Origin of the sequence: Variovorax sp. WS11 (assembly GCF_010499245.1) — a bacterium.
Lineage (GTDB): Bacteria > Pseudomonadota > Gammaproteobacteria > Burkholderiales > Burkholderiaceae_C > Variovorax.
Map to the genome: position 1 here is coordinate 2801347 of NZ_JAAGOW010000001.1, position 14913 is coordinate 2816259.

General features: G+C 68.1%; 17 protein-coding genes and 1 pseudogene. 7 read left to right on the top strand and 11 right to left on the bottom strand.

Annotation, left to right across the window (positions count from 1 at the left end; all coding sequences use genetic code 11):
* Window positions 1-57: 57 nt before the first annotated feature.
* The gene (locus GXN78_RS13815) at window positions 58-582 is read left to right on the top strand and encodes a winged helix-turn-helix domain-containing protein (protein ID WP_146163252.1); all 525 of its coding nucleotides are present in this window, start codon (window positions 58-60) and stop codon (window positions 580-582) included.
* Window positions 539-1123: pseudogene (locus tag GXN78_RS13820) on the top strand (IS630 family transposase); the annotation flags it as partial. The gene GXN78_RS13815 and the pseudogene GXN78_RS13820, both read left to right, overlap by 44 nt.
* A gap of 62 nt (window positions 1124-1185) precedes the next feature.
* Here the strand turns inward: GXN78_RS13820 and GXN78_RS13825 are convergent.
* A complete protein-coding gene (locus GXN78_RS13825; RefSeq protein ID WP_106561083.1) occupies window positions 1186-1587 on the bottom strand; it encodes a phage holin family protein in 402 nt (133 codons plus the stop codon).
* A 17-nt stretch (window positions 1588-1604) separates the two neighbouring features.
* On the bottom strand, window positions 1605-2201 hold the full coding sequence (locus GXN78_RS13830) for a hypothetical protein (RefSeq protein WP_146163215.1): 597 nt from the start codon (window positions 2199-2201) through the stop codon (window positions 1605-1607).
* 550 nt (window positions 2202-2751) lie between these two features.
* Between GXN78_RS13830 and GXN78_RS13835 the strand changes: the two genes are divergently transcribed.
* Window positions 2752-3558 carry a hypothetical protein gene (locus tag GXN78_RS13835; RefSeq protein ID WP_106561081.1) on the top strand — a complete coding sequence of 269 codons (807 nt, stop codon included), beginning with the start codon at window positions 2752-2754 and terminating at the stop codon, window positions 3556-3558.
* A 13-nt stretch (window positions 3559-3571) separates the two neighbouring features.
* Here the strand turns inward: GXN78_RS13835 and GXN78_RS13840 are convergent, their stop codons facing one another.
* The 6 genes from GXN78_RS13840 to GXN78_RS13865 form a co-directional block, all read right to left on the bottom strand.
* Window positions 3572-4459, bottom strand: a complete 888-nt coding sequence (locus tag GXN78_RS13840; protein ID WP_106561080.1) for a LysR substrate-binding domain-containing protein — start codon at window positions 4457-4459, stop codon at window positions 3572-3574.
* Between the two features lie 46 nt (window positions 4460-4505).
* Window positions 4506-5321: a phytanoyl-CoA dioxygenase family protein gene (locus GXN78_RS13845; protein ID WP_106561079.1), complete on the bottom strand. Its 816-nt coding sequence runs from the start codon at window positions 5319-5321 to the stop codon at window positions 4506-4508.
* Between the two features lie 61 nt (window positions 5322-5382).
* Entirely contained in the window at window positions 5383-6423 is a 1041-nt protein-coding gene (locus GXN78_RS13850; protein ID WP_106561078.1) for an MBL fold metallo-hydrolase, read from the bottom strand.
* A gap of 14 nt (window positions 6424-6437) precedes the next feature.
* A complete protein-coding gene (locus tag GXN78_RS13855; protein WP_106561077.1) occupies window positions 6438-7097 on the bottom strand; it encodes a peroxiredoxin in 660 nt (219 codons plus the stop codon).
* Window positions 7098-7268: 171 nt separating this feature from the next.
* Window positions 7269-7433, bottom strand: coding sequence for a zinc ribbon domain-containing protein (locus tag GXN78_RS13860; RefSeq protein ID WP_106561076.1), 165 nt, complete (start codon window positions 7431-7433; stop codon window positions 7269-7271).
* 109 nt (window positions 7434-7542) lie between these two features.
* Window positions 7543-8466 (bottom strand): LysR substrate-binding domain-containing protein, encoded by a 924-nt coding sequence (locus tag GXN78_RS13865; protein WP_106561075.1) that lies wholly within the window; start codon window positions 8464-8466, stop codon window positions 7543-7545.
* A gap of 174 nt (window positions 8467-8640) precedes the next feature.
* Here GXN78_RS13865 and GXN78_RS13870 point away from each other — a divergent pair, with 174 nt between their 5' ends.
* The 3 genes from GXN78_RS13870 (at window position 8641) to GXN78_RS13880 (ending at window position 12469) form a co-directional block, all read left to right on the top strand.
* A complete protein-coding gene (locus GXN78_RS13870; protein WP_106561074.1) occupies window positions 8641-9837 on the top strand; it encodes an acyl-CoA dehydrogenase in 1197 nt (398 codons plus the stop codon).
* Between the two features lie 174 nt (window positions 9838-10011).
* Window positions 10012-11244, top strand: coding sequence for a CaiB/BaiF CoA-transferase family protein (locus GXN78_RS13875; RefSeq protein WP_106561073.1), 1233 nt, complete (start codon window positions 10012-10014; stop codon window positions 11242-11244).
* 94 nt (window positions 11245-11338) lie between these two features.
* Window positions 11339-12469 carry a Fic family protein gene (locus GXN78_RS13880; RefSeq protein WP_106561072.1) on the top strand — a complete coding sequence of 377 codons (1131 nt, stop codon included), beginning with the start codon at window positions 11339-11341 and terminating at the stop codon, window positions 12467-12469.
* Between the two features lie 3 nt (window positions 12470-12472).
* Here GXN78_RS13880 and GXN78_RS13885 read toward each other — a convergent pair whose 3' ends face one another.
* Genes GXN78_RS13885 through GXN78_RS13895 form a run of 3 tightly spaced genes read right to left on the bottom strand, consistent with a single transcriptional unit; the run spans window position 12473 to window position 14442 of the window.
* Complete coding sequence (locus GXN78_RS13885) at window positions 12473-12931, bottom strand: CopD family protein (protein ID WP_106561084.1); 459 nt, start codon at window positions 12929-12931, stop codon at window positions 12473-12475.
* A 52-nt stretch (window positions 12932-12983) separates the two neighbouring features.
* Window positions 12984-13358: a VOC family protein gene (locus GXN78_RS13890; protein ID WP_106561071.1), complete on the bottom strand. Its 375-nt coding sequence runs from the start codon at window positions 13356-13358 to the stop codon at window positions 12984-12986.
* A 10-nt stretch (window positions 13359-13368) separates the two neighbouring features.
* Complete coding sequence (locus GXN78_RS13895) at window positions 13369-14442, bottom strand: threonine/serine dehydratase (RefSeq protein WP_204162223.1); 1074 nt, start codon at window positions 14440-14442, stop codon at window positions 13369-13371.
* On the opposite strand from GXN78_RS13895, the gene GXN78_RS13900 reads away from it, so the two are divergent.
* Window positions 14441-14908, top strand: a complete 468-nt coding sequence (locus GXN78_RS13900) for an Lrp/AsnC family transcriptional regulator (protein WP_164255455.1) — start codon at window positions 14441-14443, stop codon at window positions 14906-14908. The genes GXN78_RS13895 and GXN78_RS13900 overlap by 2 nt on opposite strands.
* Window positions 14909-14913 lie beyond the last annotated feature (5 nt).

Here is a 14913-nt window from a genome sequence, read left to right on the forward strand (position 1 = left end):
AACTCGCGTTCAATAGATTAGATATCATGTCATTCCACGAACTTCAAGGAGTCGTGGATGAAGACATTGATCGTGGGTGATAGGCCGACTGTTGAGCGCCTGGCGGAGCGGCTCAAGCGAGCCGGCAGTCATGCGGAGTACCAGCGCATCCAGTGCGTGCTCATCCGTGCGACGCTGGGCAGTTCAGCCGCGCAGATCGCCGAGTTGCTGGGCTGGTCCACAGCGACGGTGCATGTCTTGCACTCGCGCTGGTCGAAGGAGGGAGATGCCATCTTCGAGCTGCGCGGGCGTGGCGGCAGGCATCACCAACACCTCAGCCCAGAGCAAGAGCAGCAACTTCTGGCGCCATTCGTCAAGCGTGCCGAGGCGGGCGGCATGCTGACGGTGGCGGAGATCCAGCAGGCCTACCAGGAACAACTGGGCAAGCAGGTGGCCCCCTCTACGGTCTACCGGCTTCTGGATCGCCACGGTTGGCGCAAGGTGGTGCCGCGCCCACGGCACCCCAAGGCAGACGTGGCGGCGCAGGCCGCCTTTAAAAAAACTGCGCCGCACGGTACGCCAAGAGGTCGAGCGCCAGGCTGAACGTAGGCGCCAAGTGCGCCTGATGTTCCAGGACGAAGGCCGATTCGGCTTGTTGGGCAGCCCTCGGCGCTGCTGGGCACCTCACGGCACACGCCCGGTGGTCGGTGCGCGACTGGAGCGCAAGTACATCTACGCCTTCAGCGCCGTCAGCCCGCACGACGGCGTGCTGGACAGCCTCGTGCTGCCCTGGGTCAGCGCCGAGACAATGTCGCTGTTCCTGAGCGAGGTCGCGCAGCGCCACGCCGCGGAATTCATCGTGATGGTCATGGATCAAGCAGGCTGGCACATCGCCGGTGATCTCGCCGTGCCGCAGAACATGCGCGTGATCTTCCTGCCCCCGTACAGCCCGGAGCTGAACCCCGCCGAGCACTTGTGGGAGTCGCTGCGCGAGGACTGCTTCGCCAACCACGTCTTCGCCAATCTGGACGCCGTCGAGAGCACCCTGACCAACGGACTCGTCGCCCTCGAATCCAATCCTACGCGAACCCATTCAATGACCGGGTTCAAATGGATAACTTCTATATCTTTGAACGCGAGCTAGTATGAGGCCGGGGACCGGCTGCGCGCAGAGCCGCGCCGCACGCACGCGAAGCAAGGGCTAACCTACAGCCAGTTGCCGCCGTCCGGCATCTGGATCGTCGTCGCCGGATCTCCGCCGCCGACCAGCGCGCCAAAGACGATGCTCAGCAGCGAGACGAAGAGGCTGGCGAACAGCGCGGTCCAGAAGCCCGAGACCCTGAAGCCCTTCACCAGCGCTGCCACCAGCAGCAGCACCAGCGCGTTGATCACCAGCAGGAACAGGCCGAAGGTCAGCAAGGTCAGCGGCAGCGTTAGCAGGATCAGGACCGGCTTGACGATCGCGTTGGCAAAGCCCAGCAGCAGCGCGGAAACCACCAGCGCTGAGGTGCTTTCGAAGCGGATGCCGCTGAAGATGTGGCTGGCCACCCAGAGCGAAAGGGCGATGATGGCCCAGTGAAGGAGAAAGGCCGCCAGGGTGTTCAGCATCGGGTTCCCGACCGGCCTCAGGGCTCCCCGTCGCCGGTGCCGGTGCGCTGCGCAGCCCCGGGGATGAAGCGCCGCACCCAGGCGCCCAGGCCCGGGCGGCGCGCTTCCTCGGCCGTCGCAGTCCGCCCGCCATAGTAGGTGTCGCGCTCGTGCCGCAGCACCGAGGCGAGCGCCTCGAGGTTCACGGGGTTGTACTCCCACAGTCCGCTAACGATGAAGTGGCCCATGTGCTCGGCGTTGGGCTTGGGCGCGATCACGATGTGGCTGGCACCCAGGCTCTGCAGGAAGGCGGAACGGGCGCCGGCGAGCCGCATGCCGTCGCCGTAGCCTTCGACCTGGCGGCTCAGCGACAGGCTGATGGCCTGGACCGAGGTGAAGTTCTCGGCGATGAAATACACCATCTCCACCAGCGCCAGCTTGCTGATCTCCAGCTTCTGCTGCGTGACGACGGCGGTCGGATTGAAGTGCTCGATGTGAACCTCGGTGCCTTCGCGGTTCACCGGAACCGGGTCCAGGGTCGCGATGTGAAGCGACCCGTCGTACAGGTACATCGGCTCGCCTAGCACATAGGGGCTCGAGTGGGGCCCCGTGATTCGCAATTTCGCTCTGGTCATGATTCCCTTGGGTGCCCCACTGTAGTTCGGCGCGTGCCTTCGCAGGCGCTCTTGATCGACGATTTCGTCGATTTCTGCGGGCAATTACCGATGATGGATGGCCGGCGCAAGGGCGTCTTCCCCCATACGGCCTATAGCGCGGGCGGCCGTGAATAGCTTTGGCTTACACATCCGGCGCTTCGAAGCCCCACCATGTCTGGATGCTGTGGGCAAAGGCTTTCGGATCGGCCTACGCCGCGAAACCTCGGGTTCATGCGCCGTTCGACCCCAGCCTGTGGGAGCCTCGGCGAAGAGAAGGCATAGAGGAAGGCGCCTTTTCGTGTAGACAAAAGCATTAACACGAACTTGGCAAAGATGAAAATGTGATTACTTAACGTAACACTTTGTGCTCTCCGTCCAACTACTTTTTGGACGAGCGTCACATACAACTTGCATCATGTGTGCGCAAGTGGAGTAATGCGCAATCCGTTGTCGGAAATTCGCTCATTTCGGCTCGTGGAGGGCCTCGGCAGGCTCCCCCGGCACCGTCATCACTCTCAAGGACACAGTCATGCAACTCTCCGAGATCACCGAATACCAGGATCAACTCGTTCAGCAACTGGAGGAATCCGGCCTGAACGTCAGTTTTGGTGACGATCTCTCGGTGCTGCTGAAAACCTACGAGGCCGCCACTGGAACCGGCTACGTTCAGTTGCCTTTCTTGATCGACGACCCCAAGGATGCCAACCCCTACAACTTCTGGGTCTGCTTCGACGACGGCAACGCGCCCGTGGCCCTCAGCGGCTTCCGGACCATGCAGAACGGCAGCGCGGTCCGTCGCGTCGGGGAGGCCTATAACCAGGGGGCGCTCTACCGCTGCAAGGAGAAGGAGGGCTGGCTGCCGGAAACGGGCCCCAAGCTCCATCCCCACGCGCTCTTCGGTTACATCGGCGCAGGCTGGGTGCACCCGCGCTATCGCGGCCACAACCTCGCCGGCTTCATCGCCCGCATCACCCAGGCCGAAGCCCTGCTGCGCACCCGCGGCACCCTGGCCATGTCCACCGCCATGACGGCCGAAGCCCTCTATCTCTCCGGCATGAACCTGCGCGCCAGCGGCCTGCACCACCTGCATGTCGAGCTGGTGCTGGACGGCTACCTGGGCATCGCCGAGCACGACATGCGGCTGTACCTCTCGCACAGCACCGGCACCGAGCTGATGAGTTTCTACGAGCGCGAGCTGGCCATGCTGCGCAAGGACGAGACCATTCCCTGGCTGCACCAGCACGACAAGATCTATGCGTCGGCGGTCCTGGCCGGCGAGGAAAGCACCTCGGCCGACGCCAGCGCGCCGACGAGCGGCCTGGCAGCGCTCGCCTGAGCGGGGGCTCCGCTCAGCTGCTGCCCAGCAGGTGGCGCAGCAGCAGCTGCGCATTGGCGGGCAACGCGTCGCTGCGGCGCACGCAGATCATCAGGTTGCGCACCGCCCAGGGATCGGTCAGCGCGATAGACACGATCGCCATCGGCTTCGCGCAGCGCGCAGCCGCCGCCTGAGGCACCACGCCGACGCCCACGCCCTGCTCCACCATGTGGCACACCGCTTCCAGGTTGCGCACCCGCACGCGGTAGGCGAGCCGCCGGCCCAGCCGCAGGGCGTTGCGCGTCACCAGTTCCTGCAGGGGGGCGGCGCCGCCGAGGCCGACGAATTCGCGGTCCAGCACCTCACCCAGCGCGACGCGCCGCCGCCGGGCCAGCGCATCGCGGCGCGGCACCACCAGCACCAGGTGGTCCTGCCGGAAAGTGAAGGCCTCCAGCCCGGCCAAGTCCACCGCGTCCGAGACGATGCCGAGGTCGCCGAGCTCGTTGCGCAGCGCGTCCACGATCTCGTGGCTCGCGCGCTCCTCCAGGTCCACCGAGATGTGCGGATGCTGCGTCAGGAAGCCGCTCAGGGCCTCGTACAGGTGTTCGGTGAGGGCCGAGGTGTTGCACAGCAGGCGCACATGGCCCTTGAGGCCCGCGCCGTACTCGCCCAGCTCGCTTTGCATCTGCTCCATCTGCAGCAGCACCGCGCGCGCGTGGTGCAGCAGGGTGCGGCCGGCCTCGGTGGGCTGCACGCCGCGCGGGTCGCGCAGCAGCAGCGCGACGCCGATGTCGGCCTCCATGCCGCGCACCCGCTCGCTCGCGGAGGCCAGCGTCATGTGCGTGCGCTCCGCGCCGCCGGTGATCGTGCCGGCCTGCACCACGTTGACGAAGAGGCGCAGGTCGGTCAGGTCGAATCGCATGGCGCCGACCGTAGCACGGGCATCTCAGCCCTGGCCCGACGCGCCGTCAGCCGGCGCCGTGCCGGCGGTGACCCACCTCGAAGTCGTTGCGCCCGCTCCGGTCCACGCCCCTGAGCAGCCACAACGGCCGCTGCGCGAAGTTCACCGCCACGCCGGTCTTGCCGTCCGCCGGCCGGAGGTCGCGCTCGAACACCGAGGTCGATGGCATGTAGCGCAGGGCGACCCCCGTGCGCCGCTGGTTCGAGGTGTTGGCGCGGGCGCCGTGGATCATGTAGACGTCGTGCAGCGACATCTGGCCGGGCTGCAGCTCCAGGTCCACCGCCTCGGCTTCGTCGAAGCTGCCGGCGGCCATGCGCTGGTTGAGCGTCAGGTCCTGGCGCTCCTCGTGCAGGTGCGGATGCAGCACGCCGCCGCGGTGCGAGCGCGGGATCACGCGCAGGCAGCCGTTGGCGCGCGTCGACGACTCCAGCGCCACCCACACCGTGCAGTTGGCCAGCGGGCGGATCGGCCAGTAGTGGCCGTCCTGGTGCCAGGGCGTCTCGAAGCCTTCGCTGGCCGGCTTGCAGAACACATGGCAGCCCCAGAGGATCACGTCCTCGCCGATCACGCCGGAGACCAGCTCGACGATCTCTCGGTCCATCGCCAGGTCGAGGAACTCCCGGCTGCCGCGCACGCCCTCGCCGTTGTCGCCCTCGATGTGGGCCGAGACCAGCTTCTCGGGCCGCACGCCGGGGTTGCGGTGAATCAGCTCGTTGAGCGCGTCGTGCATCTGCGCCACGCGGCGCGGCGACAGGCGGAACTCGGGGATGACCCAGCCTTCGCGCTGGTAGTGGGCGATCTCGTCGGGGGAAAGTCGGGCCATGTCTCTGATCTCTTGTCGTTCTCGGGGGCGCGCGCCGCCTGGTCGGTGATCGGCGGGCCTGCTAGGGTTCCTTGCCGGTTTTCACCGGGTAGCCTGCCTCGCGCCACGCCTTCATGCCGCCGTCGAGCGCGACCGCGTGCAGGAAGCCCATGTCGCGCAGCGTGGCCGCCGCCAGTGTCGAGATGTAGCCCAGCTCGCAGCAGCTCAGGATGCGCCGCGTCGGATCGGGCAGGTCCTGGTTGACGCGCAGCTCCAGCTGGCCGCGCGGCAGCAGGCGCGCGCCCGGCACATGGCCGGCCTCATAGGCGTCGCGCTCGCGCACATCGAGCACGATCAGGTCGTCCTCGCCCGCCTCCACGCGCGCCTTGAGCTCGGCCAGCGACATGAAGGGCACCGTCGCCCCCGCCTCGGCCAGCAGGCGCGCCACGGTCTTGCCGCCGCTCATGTTGGTGCGCAGCGCCTCGGTCACATGGGTGGGCATGGTGAGGTTGAGGCTCCTCATCATCTCGACGAACTCGGCACGCTCGCGCTTTTGCAAGCGCGGGTTGGTCGCCAGCTCGTCGCCGATGGTCGAGTGCGTGCGCCCCTTGTAGTCGTGCGCCGGGCAGACCTTGAGCGCGGGGTCCAGGCGCAGCACGCGGTTGAAGAGGCTGTCGTAGAGCGCCTCGGGGTCGCCGCTGGGCAGGTCGGTGCGGCCGGTGGCGCCGATCAGCAGCGTGTCGCCGGTGAACAGGCGGTCTTCCACCTGCAGGCACATCGAGTCGGCCGTGTGGCCCGGCGTGTGCAGCACCGAGAGCCTGAGCTTGCCCAGCACCAGCATCTCGCCGTCGGCCAGCCGGAGCTCGACGAAGGGCGCGGGGCTGGCGCGGTGCATCACCACCGGCACCTTGAGCTGGCGCGCCAGTTCGCGCGTGGCGGAGAAGTGGTCGGCGTGCGTGTGGGTATCGATCAGGTAGCGGATGCGCACGCCGTGGCGCGCCGCCAAGCCCAGGTAATGGTCGATCTGGCTGAGCTCCGGGTCGATCAGCGCGGCGCCGCAGCTCTGCTCGCAGCCGACCAGGTAGGACTGGCAGCCGCCGGTCGCGACCTGCTCGAAGACCATGCGGTCCGCCGGGCTCAGCCGGGTTGCTTCACCACGCGCAGGTAAGGTTTGGGCGATTCCCAGCCGCCGGGGAACAGCTTCTTGGCATCGTCGTCGGAGACGGAGCCGGCGATGATCACGTCCTCGCCCTGCTTCCAGTTCACCGGCGTCGCGACCTTGTGCTTGGCGGTCAGCTGCATGGAGTCGAGCACGCGCAGGATCTCGTCGAAGTTGCGGCCGGTGGTCATCGGGTAGGTCAGCATCAGCTTGATCTTCTTGTCGGGGCCGATGACGAAGACCGAGCGCACGGTCGCGTTCGTGGCGGCGGTGCGCCCCTCGGAGGTGCCCGGCTCCTCGGCCGGCAGCATGTTGTAGAGCTTGGCCACCGCGAGGTCGGTGTCGCCGATCATCGGGTAGGTGGGCCGGTGGCCCTGCGTTTCCTCGATGTCGTCGGACCAGCGGTCATGGGCGTCCACCGGGTCGATGCTCAGGCCGATCAGCTTGGCGTTGCGCTTGCTGAACTCGGGCTCGATCTTGGCCATGTAGCCCAGCTCGGTGGTGCACACCGGCGTGAAGTCCTTGGGGTGGGAGAACAGGACCGCCCATTGGTCGCCGATCCATTGGTGAAAGTCGATGTCCCCCTTGGTGGTCTTGGCCTTGAAGTTGGGGGCCTCGTCGTTGATGCGCAGTGACATGTTCGCTCCTCTGAAAAAGAATGACTGACGACAAACGCTGTTGCCGCACCGGGCGGCAAGACTTAGAGCATAGAAGACTGGCGCGCCGGATGCCAGCGTCGGTTGTGTGACAGCACGAGGCGCGGGCCTTTGCCGCGGCGCACAAGGGCAGGCGCCGTGGCGCCGCTCGGCTCAGCTCTTCTTGGTGGTCTTCGCGAAGAACTGCGTCGGCTTGTGCTCGACCGAGTCGCTGCCGCACTTGGGGCAGCGCAGCTGCACGGTCTCATGCTCCGCGATGTGCTCGGCGTGTTCGAACACCTCGCCGCACTTCTGGCAGCGGTACTGATAGGTAGGCATTGCGCGTCTCCATCGTGTGACGGCCGGAGGCGGCGATTCGCCCCGCAGGCCAGCGGGCTCCGGTGCACGGGGCCGATGCTAAACCCAACGAGCACAGGGGGCCAGCCGTTCAGCGGCGCGCGGCGGAGTCGGCCTCGGCCGAGGCCTGCGCCGCCAGCCAGCCGCGAAAGGCCGCGAGCGCGGGCCGCTCGTCCGTGCTGGCCGGCGTGACCAGGAAATACCCTCGCTCCGCCTGCAGCGGGCGGTCGCAGGCCACGACCAGCTCGCCGCGCGCCAGCTCGGGCTCGATCAGCATGCGCGGCATGAGCGCCAGGCCCAGGCCGTGCGCGGCAGCGACCGCGATCATCGAGAACAGCTCGTAGCGCGGGCCGCTGCGCGCGCGCGGCGCATCCACCTTCTGGGCGTCGAACCACTGGGCCCAGCCGTCGGGCCGGGTGCTCTGCTGCAGCAGCGGCATCCGCGCGATCGCGGCCGGCGACAGCTGCGCCTTGGCGCCGAGCAGGGCAGGGTTGCACACCGGCACCACGTCCTCGTGCAGCAGCAGCACCGAGTGCGTGCCGGCCCAGTTGGCGGCCTGCGCGGGCGTGCCGGCGTAGAGCGCGGCGTCGAAGGGCGTGTCGTTGAAGAGAAAAGGGCGGGTGCGCGTCTCGATGTGGACCGTGATGTCGGGGTGCTTCGCGGCGAAGTCCGGCAGCCGCGGGATCAGCCAGCGGGTAGCGAAGGTCGGCACCGCCGCCAGCTGCAACGCGCCGCCCAGGCCCTGGCGCGCCATGGCATCGAGCGTGTCGCGCTCCATGCTGTCGAGCTGGCGCGCGGTCTGGCGTGCGTAGTCGGCGCCGGCCGGCGTCAGCGCCACGCCGTGGCGGGTGCGGCGGAACAGCGCCATGCCCAGGAAGTCCTCCAGCGCCGTGATCTGGCGCGAGACCGCGCTCTGCGTCAGCGCGAGTTCCTGCGCCGCGCGCGTGTAGCTCTCGTGCCGGGCGGCGGCCTCGAAGCAGATCAGGGCCTGGGTGGAAGGGAGTCTTCGGCGCATGGTATGCGGGTGCTACATAGTTGATCGAAGCCGTCTGCCAATGAGGCTCGATCGGGCATTGTGCGATGAAGTGAGCAAAGCGCATAACTGGGTGCCGAATCTTCGTTTGCGCTCAAAGGGTGGGCCGCTTAGGATCGCACCAGCATCCCCCGCCACCTACACCGGAGACCGCACATGGCCCACGCCGCATTCCATTGGGACGACCCCCTCCTGCTCGACCAGCAGCTCACCAGCGAAGAGCGCCAGGTGCGCGACGCCGCCCACGCCTACTGCCAGGGCCAGCTCGCACCGCGCGTGCTCGAAGGCTTCCGCAACGGCAAGACCGACCCGAAGATCTTCCGCGAGATGGGCGAGCTCGGCCTGCTCGGCCCGACCATCCCCGAGCAGTACGGCGGCCCCGCGCTGAACTACGTCTGCTACGGCCTGATCGCGCGCGAAGTCGAGCGCGTCGACTCCGGCTACCGCTCGATGGCCAGCGTGCAGAGCTCGCTGGTGATGGTGCCGATCAACGAATTCGGCACCGAGGCGCAGAAGCAGGAGTACCTGCCCAAGCTGGCCACCGGCGAATGGATCGGCTGCTTCGGCCTGACCGAGCCCGACCACGGCTCCGACCCCGGCAGCATGGTCACCCGCGCCAAGAAGGTGCCGGGCGGCTACGCGCTCACCGGCGCCAAGATGTGGATCAGCAACAGCCCGATCGCCGACGTGTTCGTGGTGTGGGCCAAGGAAGTGAGCGAGGGCGGCGCCGTCGGCCCGATCCGCGGCTTCGTGCTGGAAAAGGGCATGAAGGGCCTGTCGGCTCCCGAGATCCACGGCAAGGTCGGCCTGCGCGCCAGCATCACCGGCGAGATCGTGATGGACAACGTGTTCTGCCCCGAGGAGAACGCCTTCCCCGAGGTGCGCGGCCTGAAGGGCCCCTTCACCTGCCTCAACAGCGCGCGCTACGGCATTTCCTGGGGCGCGCTCGGCGCGGCCGAGGACTGCTGGCACCGTGCCCGCCAGTACACGCTGGACCGCAAGCAGTTCGGCCGCCCGCTCGCCGCCAACCAGCTGATCCAGAAGAAGCTGGCCGACATGCAGACCGAGATCACGCTGGGCCTGCAGGGCTGCCTGCGCTTGGGCCGCATGAAGGACGAGGGCACGGCTTCCGTCGAGGTCACCTCCCTGCTCAAGCGCAACTCCTGCGGCAAGGCGCTGGACATCGCCCGCCTGGCGCGCGACATGATGGGCGGCAACGGCATCAGCGACGAGTTCGGCGTGGCGCGGCACCTGGTGAATCTCGAGGTGGTCAACACCTACGAGGGCACGCACGACATCCATGCGCTGATCCTCGGCCGTGCCATCACGGGCATCGCGGCCTTTGCCAACTGACCATGGGCCCCCACGCTCATCACTTCGTGTATTCGCTGCCCCCCGAGGGGGCTGAGTGCCGCGGCTCCAAGCCTGCCTGCGCAGGCTTGGACGGCACGAAGAGCCGTCGCGTCTCGCGGCGGCGCGACCTGCAAGGTCAGGCCTCCCTTGGGGCGGCCCGGCGGGAGGCCTGACATGGCCGCGGCAGCACTCGACGGCATCAAGGTTCTCGATCTTTCGCGCGTGCTCGCGGGCCCGTGGTGCACCCAGATCCTCGCGGACCTGGGTGCCGACGTGGTCAAGATCGAGCGCCCCGGCGTCGGCGACGACACGCGCACCTGGGGCCCGCCCTTCCTGAAGGACGCCGAGGGCCGCGACACCGACCAGGCCACCTACTTCACGTCCTGCAACCGCAACAAGCGCTCGGTCACCATCGACATGGCGACCGCGGAAGGGCAGGCGCTCCTCAAGAAGATGGCGGCGCAGGCCGACATCGTGGTCGAGAACTTCAAGACCGGCGGGCTCAGGCAGTACGGGTTGGACTATGAGAGCCTGCGCGCCATCAACCCGCGCCTGGTCTACTGCAGCGTGACCGGCTTCGGCCATGACGGCCCGCATGCCTCGCGCGCCGGCTACGACCTGATGATCCAGGCCACCAGCGGCATGATGAGCATCACCGGCCGCCCCGACGACGCGCCCGGCGGTGGCCCGCTGCGCGTGGGCGTGGCGCTCACCGACCTCTTCACCGGCGTCTACGCGGCCACGGCGATCCTGGCCGCGATCGAGGTGCGGCACCGCACCGGCGAGGGCCAGCACGTCGACATGGCGCTGCTCGACGTCGGCATGGCCATCCTCGCCAACCAGGCCAGCGCCTTCCTCAACACCGGCGTCGCGCCCCAGCGCCAGGGCAACAGCCATCCGAGCCTTGCGCCCTACCAGGACTTCCACACCAAGGACGGCGCGATGCTGCTGGCCATCGGCAACAACGGCCAGTTCACGCGCTTCTGCGAGGCGGCCGGCCAGGCCGAATGGGCGAGCGACCCGCGCTTTGCCACCAACACCCTGCGCGTGCGGCACCGCGAGGTGCTGATCCCGATGATGGAGACCGTCACGCGCACCCGGACCACCGCCGAGTGGATCGCGCTGCTGGAAGACAAGGCCGTGCCCTGCGGCCCGATCAACAACATCGCCCAGGCCTTCGAGGACGAGCAGGTCAAGGCGCGCGGCCTCGCGGTAACTCTGCCGCGCCAGGCCGGCGACGGCATCGCGCAGATCGTGGGCGTCGCCAGCCCGCTGCGCCTGCAGGGCACGCCGCCCGTGCTGCGGCACGCGCCGCCGGCGCTCGGGCAGCACACGGACGAGGTGCTGGCCGAGATGGGGCTCGACGAGCAGCAACGCGCGGCGCTGCGCGATGCGGGCGTGATCTAGAGGCACTGCCGTTGCGGCGAATAGAGGCCTTATTCACCGCATTTTTTGCGGCGAATAGCCAGCCGTGTGCGGCGAATGGGCGCACAATCTCCGCATGAACAGCGGCGAAAGCGACGAAGGCCTCTACATCTGGGAGGACCCCGGCTGGCCGCGCCTGCGCTACGACCTCACGGTTCTCGCCGCACCGCTCGCCGCCGTTCACGCCGCCCAGGGGCATCTTCGAGGCCGCATGGCCGACGTGGGCCTATCGCAGCGTGATGCCACCACCTTGCGGGTGCTGACCGACGACGTCGTCAAGACCAGCGAGATCGAGGGTGAACGGCTCAATCCCGAGACCGTCCGCTCGTCCATCGCCCGCCGGCTGGGCCTGGACATAGGCGCATTGGCGCCCGCGGACCGGCATGTCGACGGCGTGGTCGACATGGTGCTCGACGCCACCGGCGCGCATGCGCAGCCGCTCACGCGAGAGCGCCTTTTCGGCTGGCATGCGGCACTCTTCCCGACGGGCTACAGCGGCCTCGCGCCGATCCGCACCGGCACCTGGCGTGACGATGCGAGTGGAGCGATGCAGGTGGTCTCCGGCGCCATCGGCCGGCGCAAGGTGCACTTCGAGGCGCCGCCCGCGCCGCGGCTCGAAGCGGAGATGGCCCGCTTTCTCGAATGGTTCGAGCTGTCCACAGAGGGCGATCGGCTCGTGCACGCAGGCCTCGCGCACCTCTGGTTCGTCACCTTGCACCCCTTCGACGACGGCAACGGCCGTATCGCACGTGCCGTCGGCGACATGGCCCTGGCCCGCGCGGACCGCTCCGCGCAGCGCTTCTACAGCCTCTCGGCCCAGATCCAGCGCGAGCGCAAGGACTACTACGACATGCTGGAGCGCACGCAAAAGGGCCCGATGGACGTCACGCCCTGGCTAGTTTGGTTCCTGGGCTGCCTCTTGCGCGCCGTCGAGGGCGCGGAAGCCTCGCTGTCCGCCGTGCTGGCCAAGTCCCGCGTTTGGCAGCGCTGGGCGGAGCTGCCGCTCAACGAGCGGCAGATCAAGTTGCTCAATCGCCTGCTCGACGGCTTCGAGGGCAAGCTCACGAGCAGCAAGTGGGCCGCCATCGCCAAGTGCTCCGCCGACACGGCCTTGCGCGACATCGGCGACCTGGTGGCGCGCGGGGTGTTGAAGAAGTCCGGGTCCGGCGGGCGCAGCACCAGCTACGAGCTGGTCATGCCGACCTGAAGGTCATAGCACCCGCCCCACGATCGCCAGGGCGAACACCGCCACGCCCAGCGCGATGTTCAGCTCCACCAGCCGGCGGATCGTGTTGAGCTGGCCCGCGGCCACCGGCCACTCGCGGGCGGCGACGGCGCGCAGCAGGCGCGGATAAGGCGCGAAGCGGACGTGGAGGAACACGGCCATCATCGCCAGCCCGATGGCCATCATGGCGTGCACACTCCAATGCACGCGGGCGAAGCCGCCCGCCCGCCAGACCATGCCGAGTCCGCTGGCCAGCAGCACGACGATGGCGACGGAGACGCCGGCGAAGAAGCGCGACAGCGCCTGCGCCATCAGCGGCAGCCGCAGCGGCGGCTCGAGCACCGCGACGGCGGAAGGGCGAACGGCGAAGTGCATGACGGCCATGCCGCCCACCCAGAAGGCGGCGGCGAGCAGATGCAGCAGGAGCAGGAGGGCTTGGGGCATGGCAGCGCGCAGCTTAGTCCACAAACGCGTGCGGCGCGCCATGGGACGCAAGTCAGTTCGCGTTCGTCAGCACCTCGATCCGATGACCGTCGAGGTCGAGAAAGATTGCGCCGAAGTAAGTCGGGCTGATATCGGGCCGCTCGCGCGGCGTGAACACGTCCTTCGCCGATGCAGCCATCGCCGCTTCATGGACTGCCGACACCTCGGCGCGCGAGGCCGCACCGAACGCGAGATGGGTGCCACGCGCCGTCACCCTTTCCTCCATGGGAACGGGGTAGAGAAAGAACGACCAATGCGACGGAATGCCGAATGCTGCTTCGGCGCCGGTATCCCGCAGCAGGGTCAGGCCCAGCGGTGCCAGCACGCGCTGGTAGAAGGCCACCGCCTGGGCATAGTGGTTCGTGCCGAGCGAAACGTGATCGATCATGGTGTCGTCCTCAATGGATCCAGCGAGCCACCTGTTCGTTGGTGAGATTGCTGCCGCACAGCACCGTCGCCAGGCGCTGGGACCGCAGGGACGGGTGCTCCAGCACGGCAGCGACCCCAACGACGCCGGCGGGCTCGCTCACAAGGCCGGCAGCGGAAAAGACGAGCCGTATCGCGCGCTCGATGGCCTCCTCGCTCACCAGCAGCACCTCGTCAACGGTGCCTTGCATGTCGGCCACTGCTGCGGGGACCGGACAACGAACCGCGATTCCGTCCGCGATGGTGCGCACGGCCTCACGTTCGACCACGCGACCCTGCTGCCACGAGGCCGCCATCGCATCGGCGCCCTCGGCACAGATGCCGACCACACGGACTCCCGGCGCATGGGCCTTGATCCAGCGGCCGGCGCCCGTGGCCAGTGCGCCGTTGCCCAGCGGCAGGAGCACGGTGTCGAAGCGTTGCTGGCGCAGCAGTTCGCGCCCGATCGTTCCCGCGCCCTCGGCGATGCTCGCTTCCTGGCCGTCTTCGACGAACGCGGCGCCGGTGTCGGCACAGAAACGCCGGGCCTCTTCCTTGGCCGCGTCGAAATCGTCGCTGTGCAAGCGCACCTCGGCGCCCATCGCGCGCATGCGCTCGACCTTGAGCGCGTTGGCCGTCGTCGCGCTGTAGACGACGAGCGGCCATTGCCGCGTGCGACACACATAGGCCATGGCCTGGCCCCAGTTGCCGGCGGTCGCGCACACCAGGGTTCGGCCGCGCAGGCGGGCGGCGTTCTCATGCATGAAGAAGTCGGCGCCGCGGCCCTTGAACGAGCGCAGCGGATTCAGCGTCTCGACCTTCAGGAGGAGCGACGCACCCAGCGCTTGCGACAGCGGTTCGCACTCGAACTGCGGGCTGTCGCGGAACACCGGGTCGATTAGCGTGGCTGCGCGCTCGATGTTGGCGAGCGAGAGTCGGTGGGGGGTCTCGATAATCGGCATGCAGGGAGTGTGCACAAGCGGCCGGTGCTTTCGGCCTCGATTCGACCCCCGCTTTCGCGGCCACGCCGCATCTTGAGTGCCGCCGATGCGGCCGACCGACACCATGAACCTCGACATGCTCGATCGCCAAATCCTCGCTCTCTACCAGCACGACACACGCGTGCCGAGTGAGCAGATCGGCGCCCAGGTCGGCTTGTCGGCCGCTGCGGTGCAGCGGCGGCTGAAGCGTCTGCGTGACACCGGCATCGTCGTGGCCGAGACGGCGTCGCTCGACTGCGCGAAGCTCGGCCTGGGCTTGACCGCGATCGTGCATGTCGATCTTGTCGACGAATCGGCGCGCGCGACGCAGGCGTTCCGCGACAAGGTGATCCAGCGTGGCGAGGTCCAACAGTGCTACGGCGTTGCGGGCAACGTCGACTACGTGCTGGTGGTCATCGTGCCGGATCTCGCTGCCTACGACGCGTTCTGCAACGCCTGCCTGTTGCACGACGCGAACGTCAGGAGCTTCACCACGCAAATCGTGCTCGACGCCGCGAAGCGCGGTGGCCCGCTGGAAATTCCGAAGCGGTGAGCGCG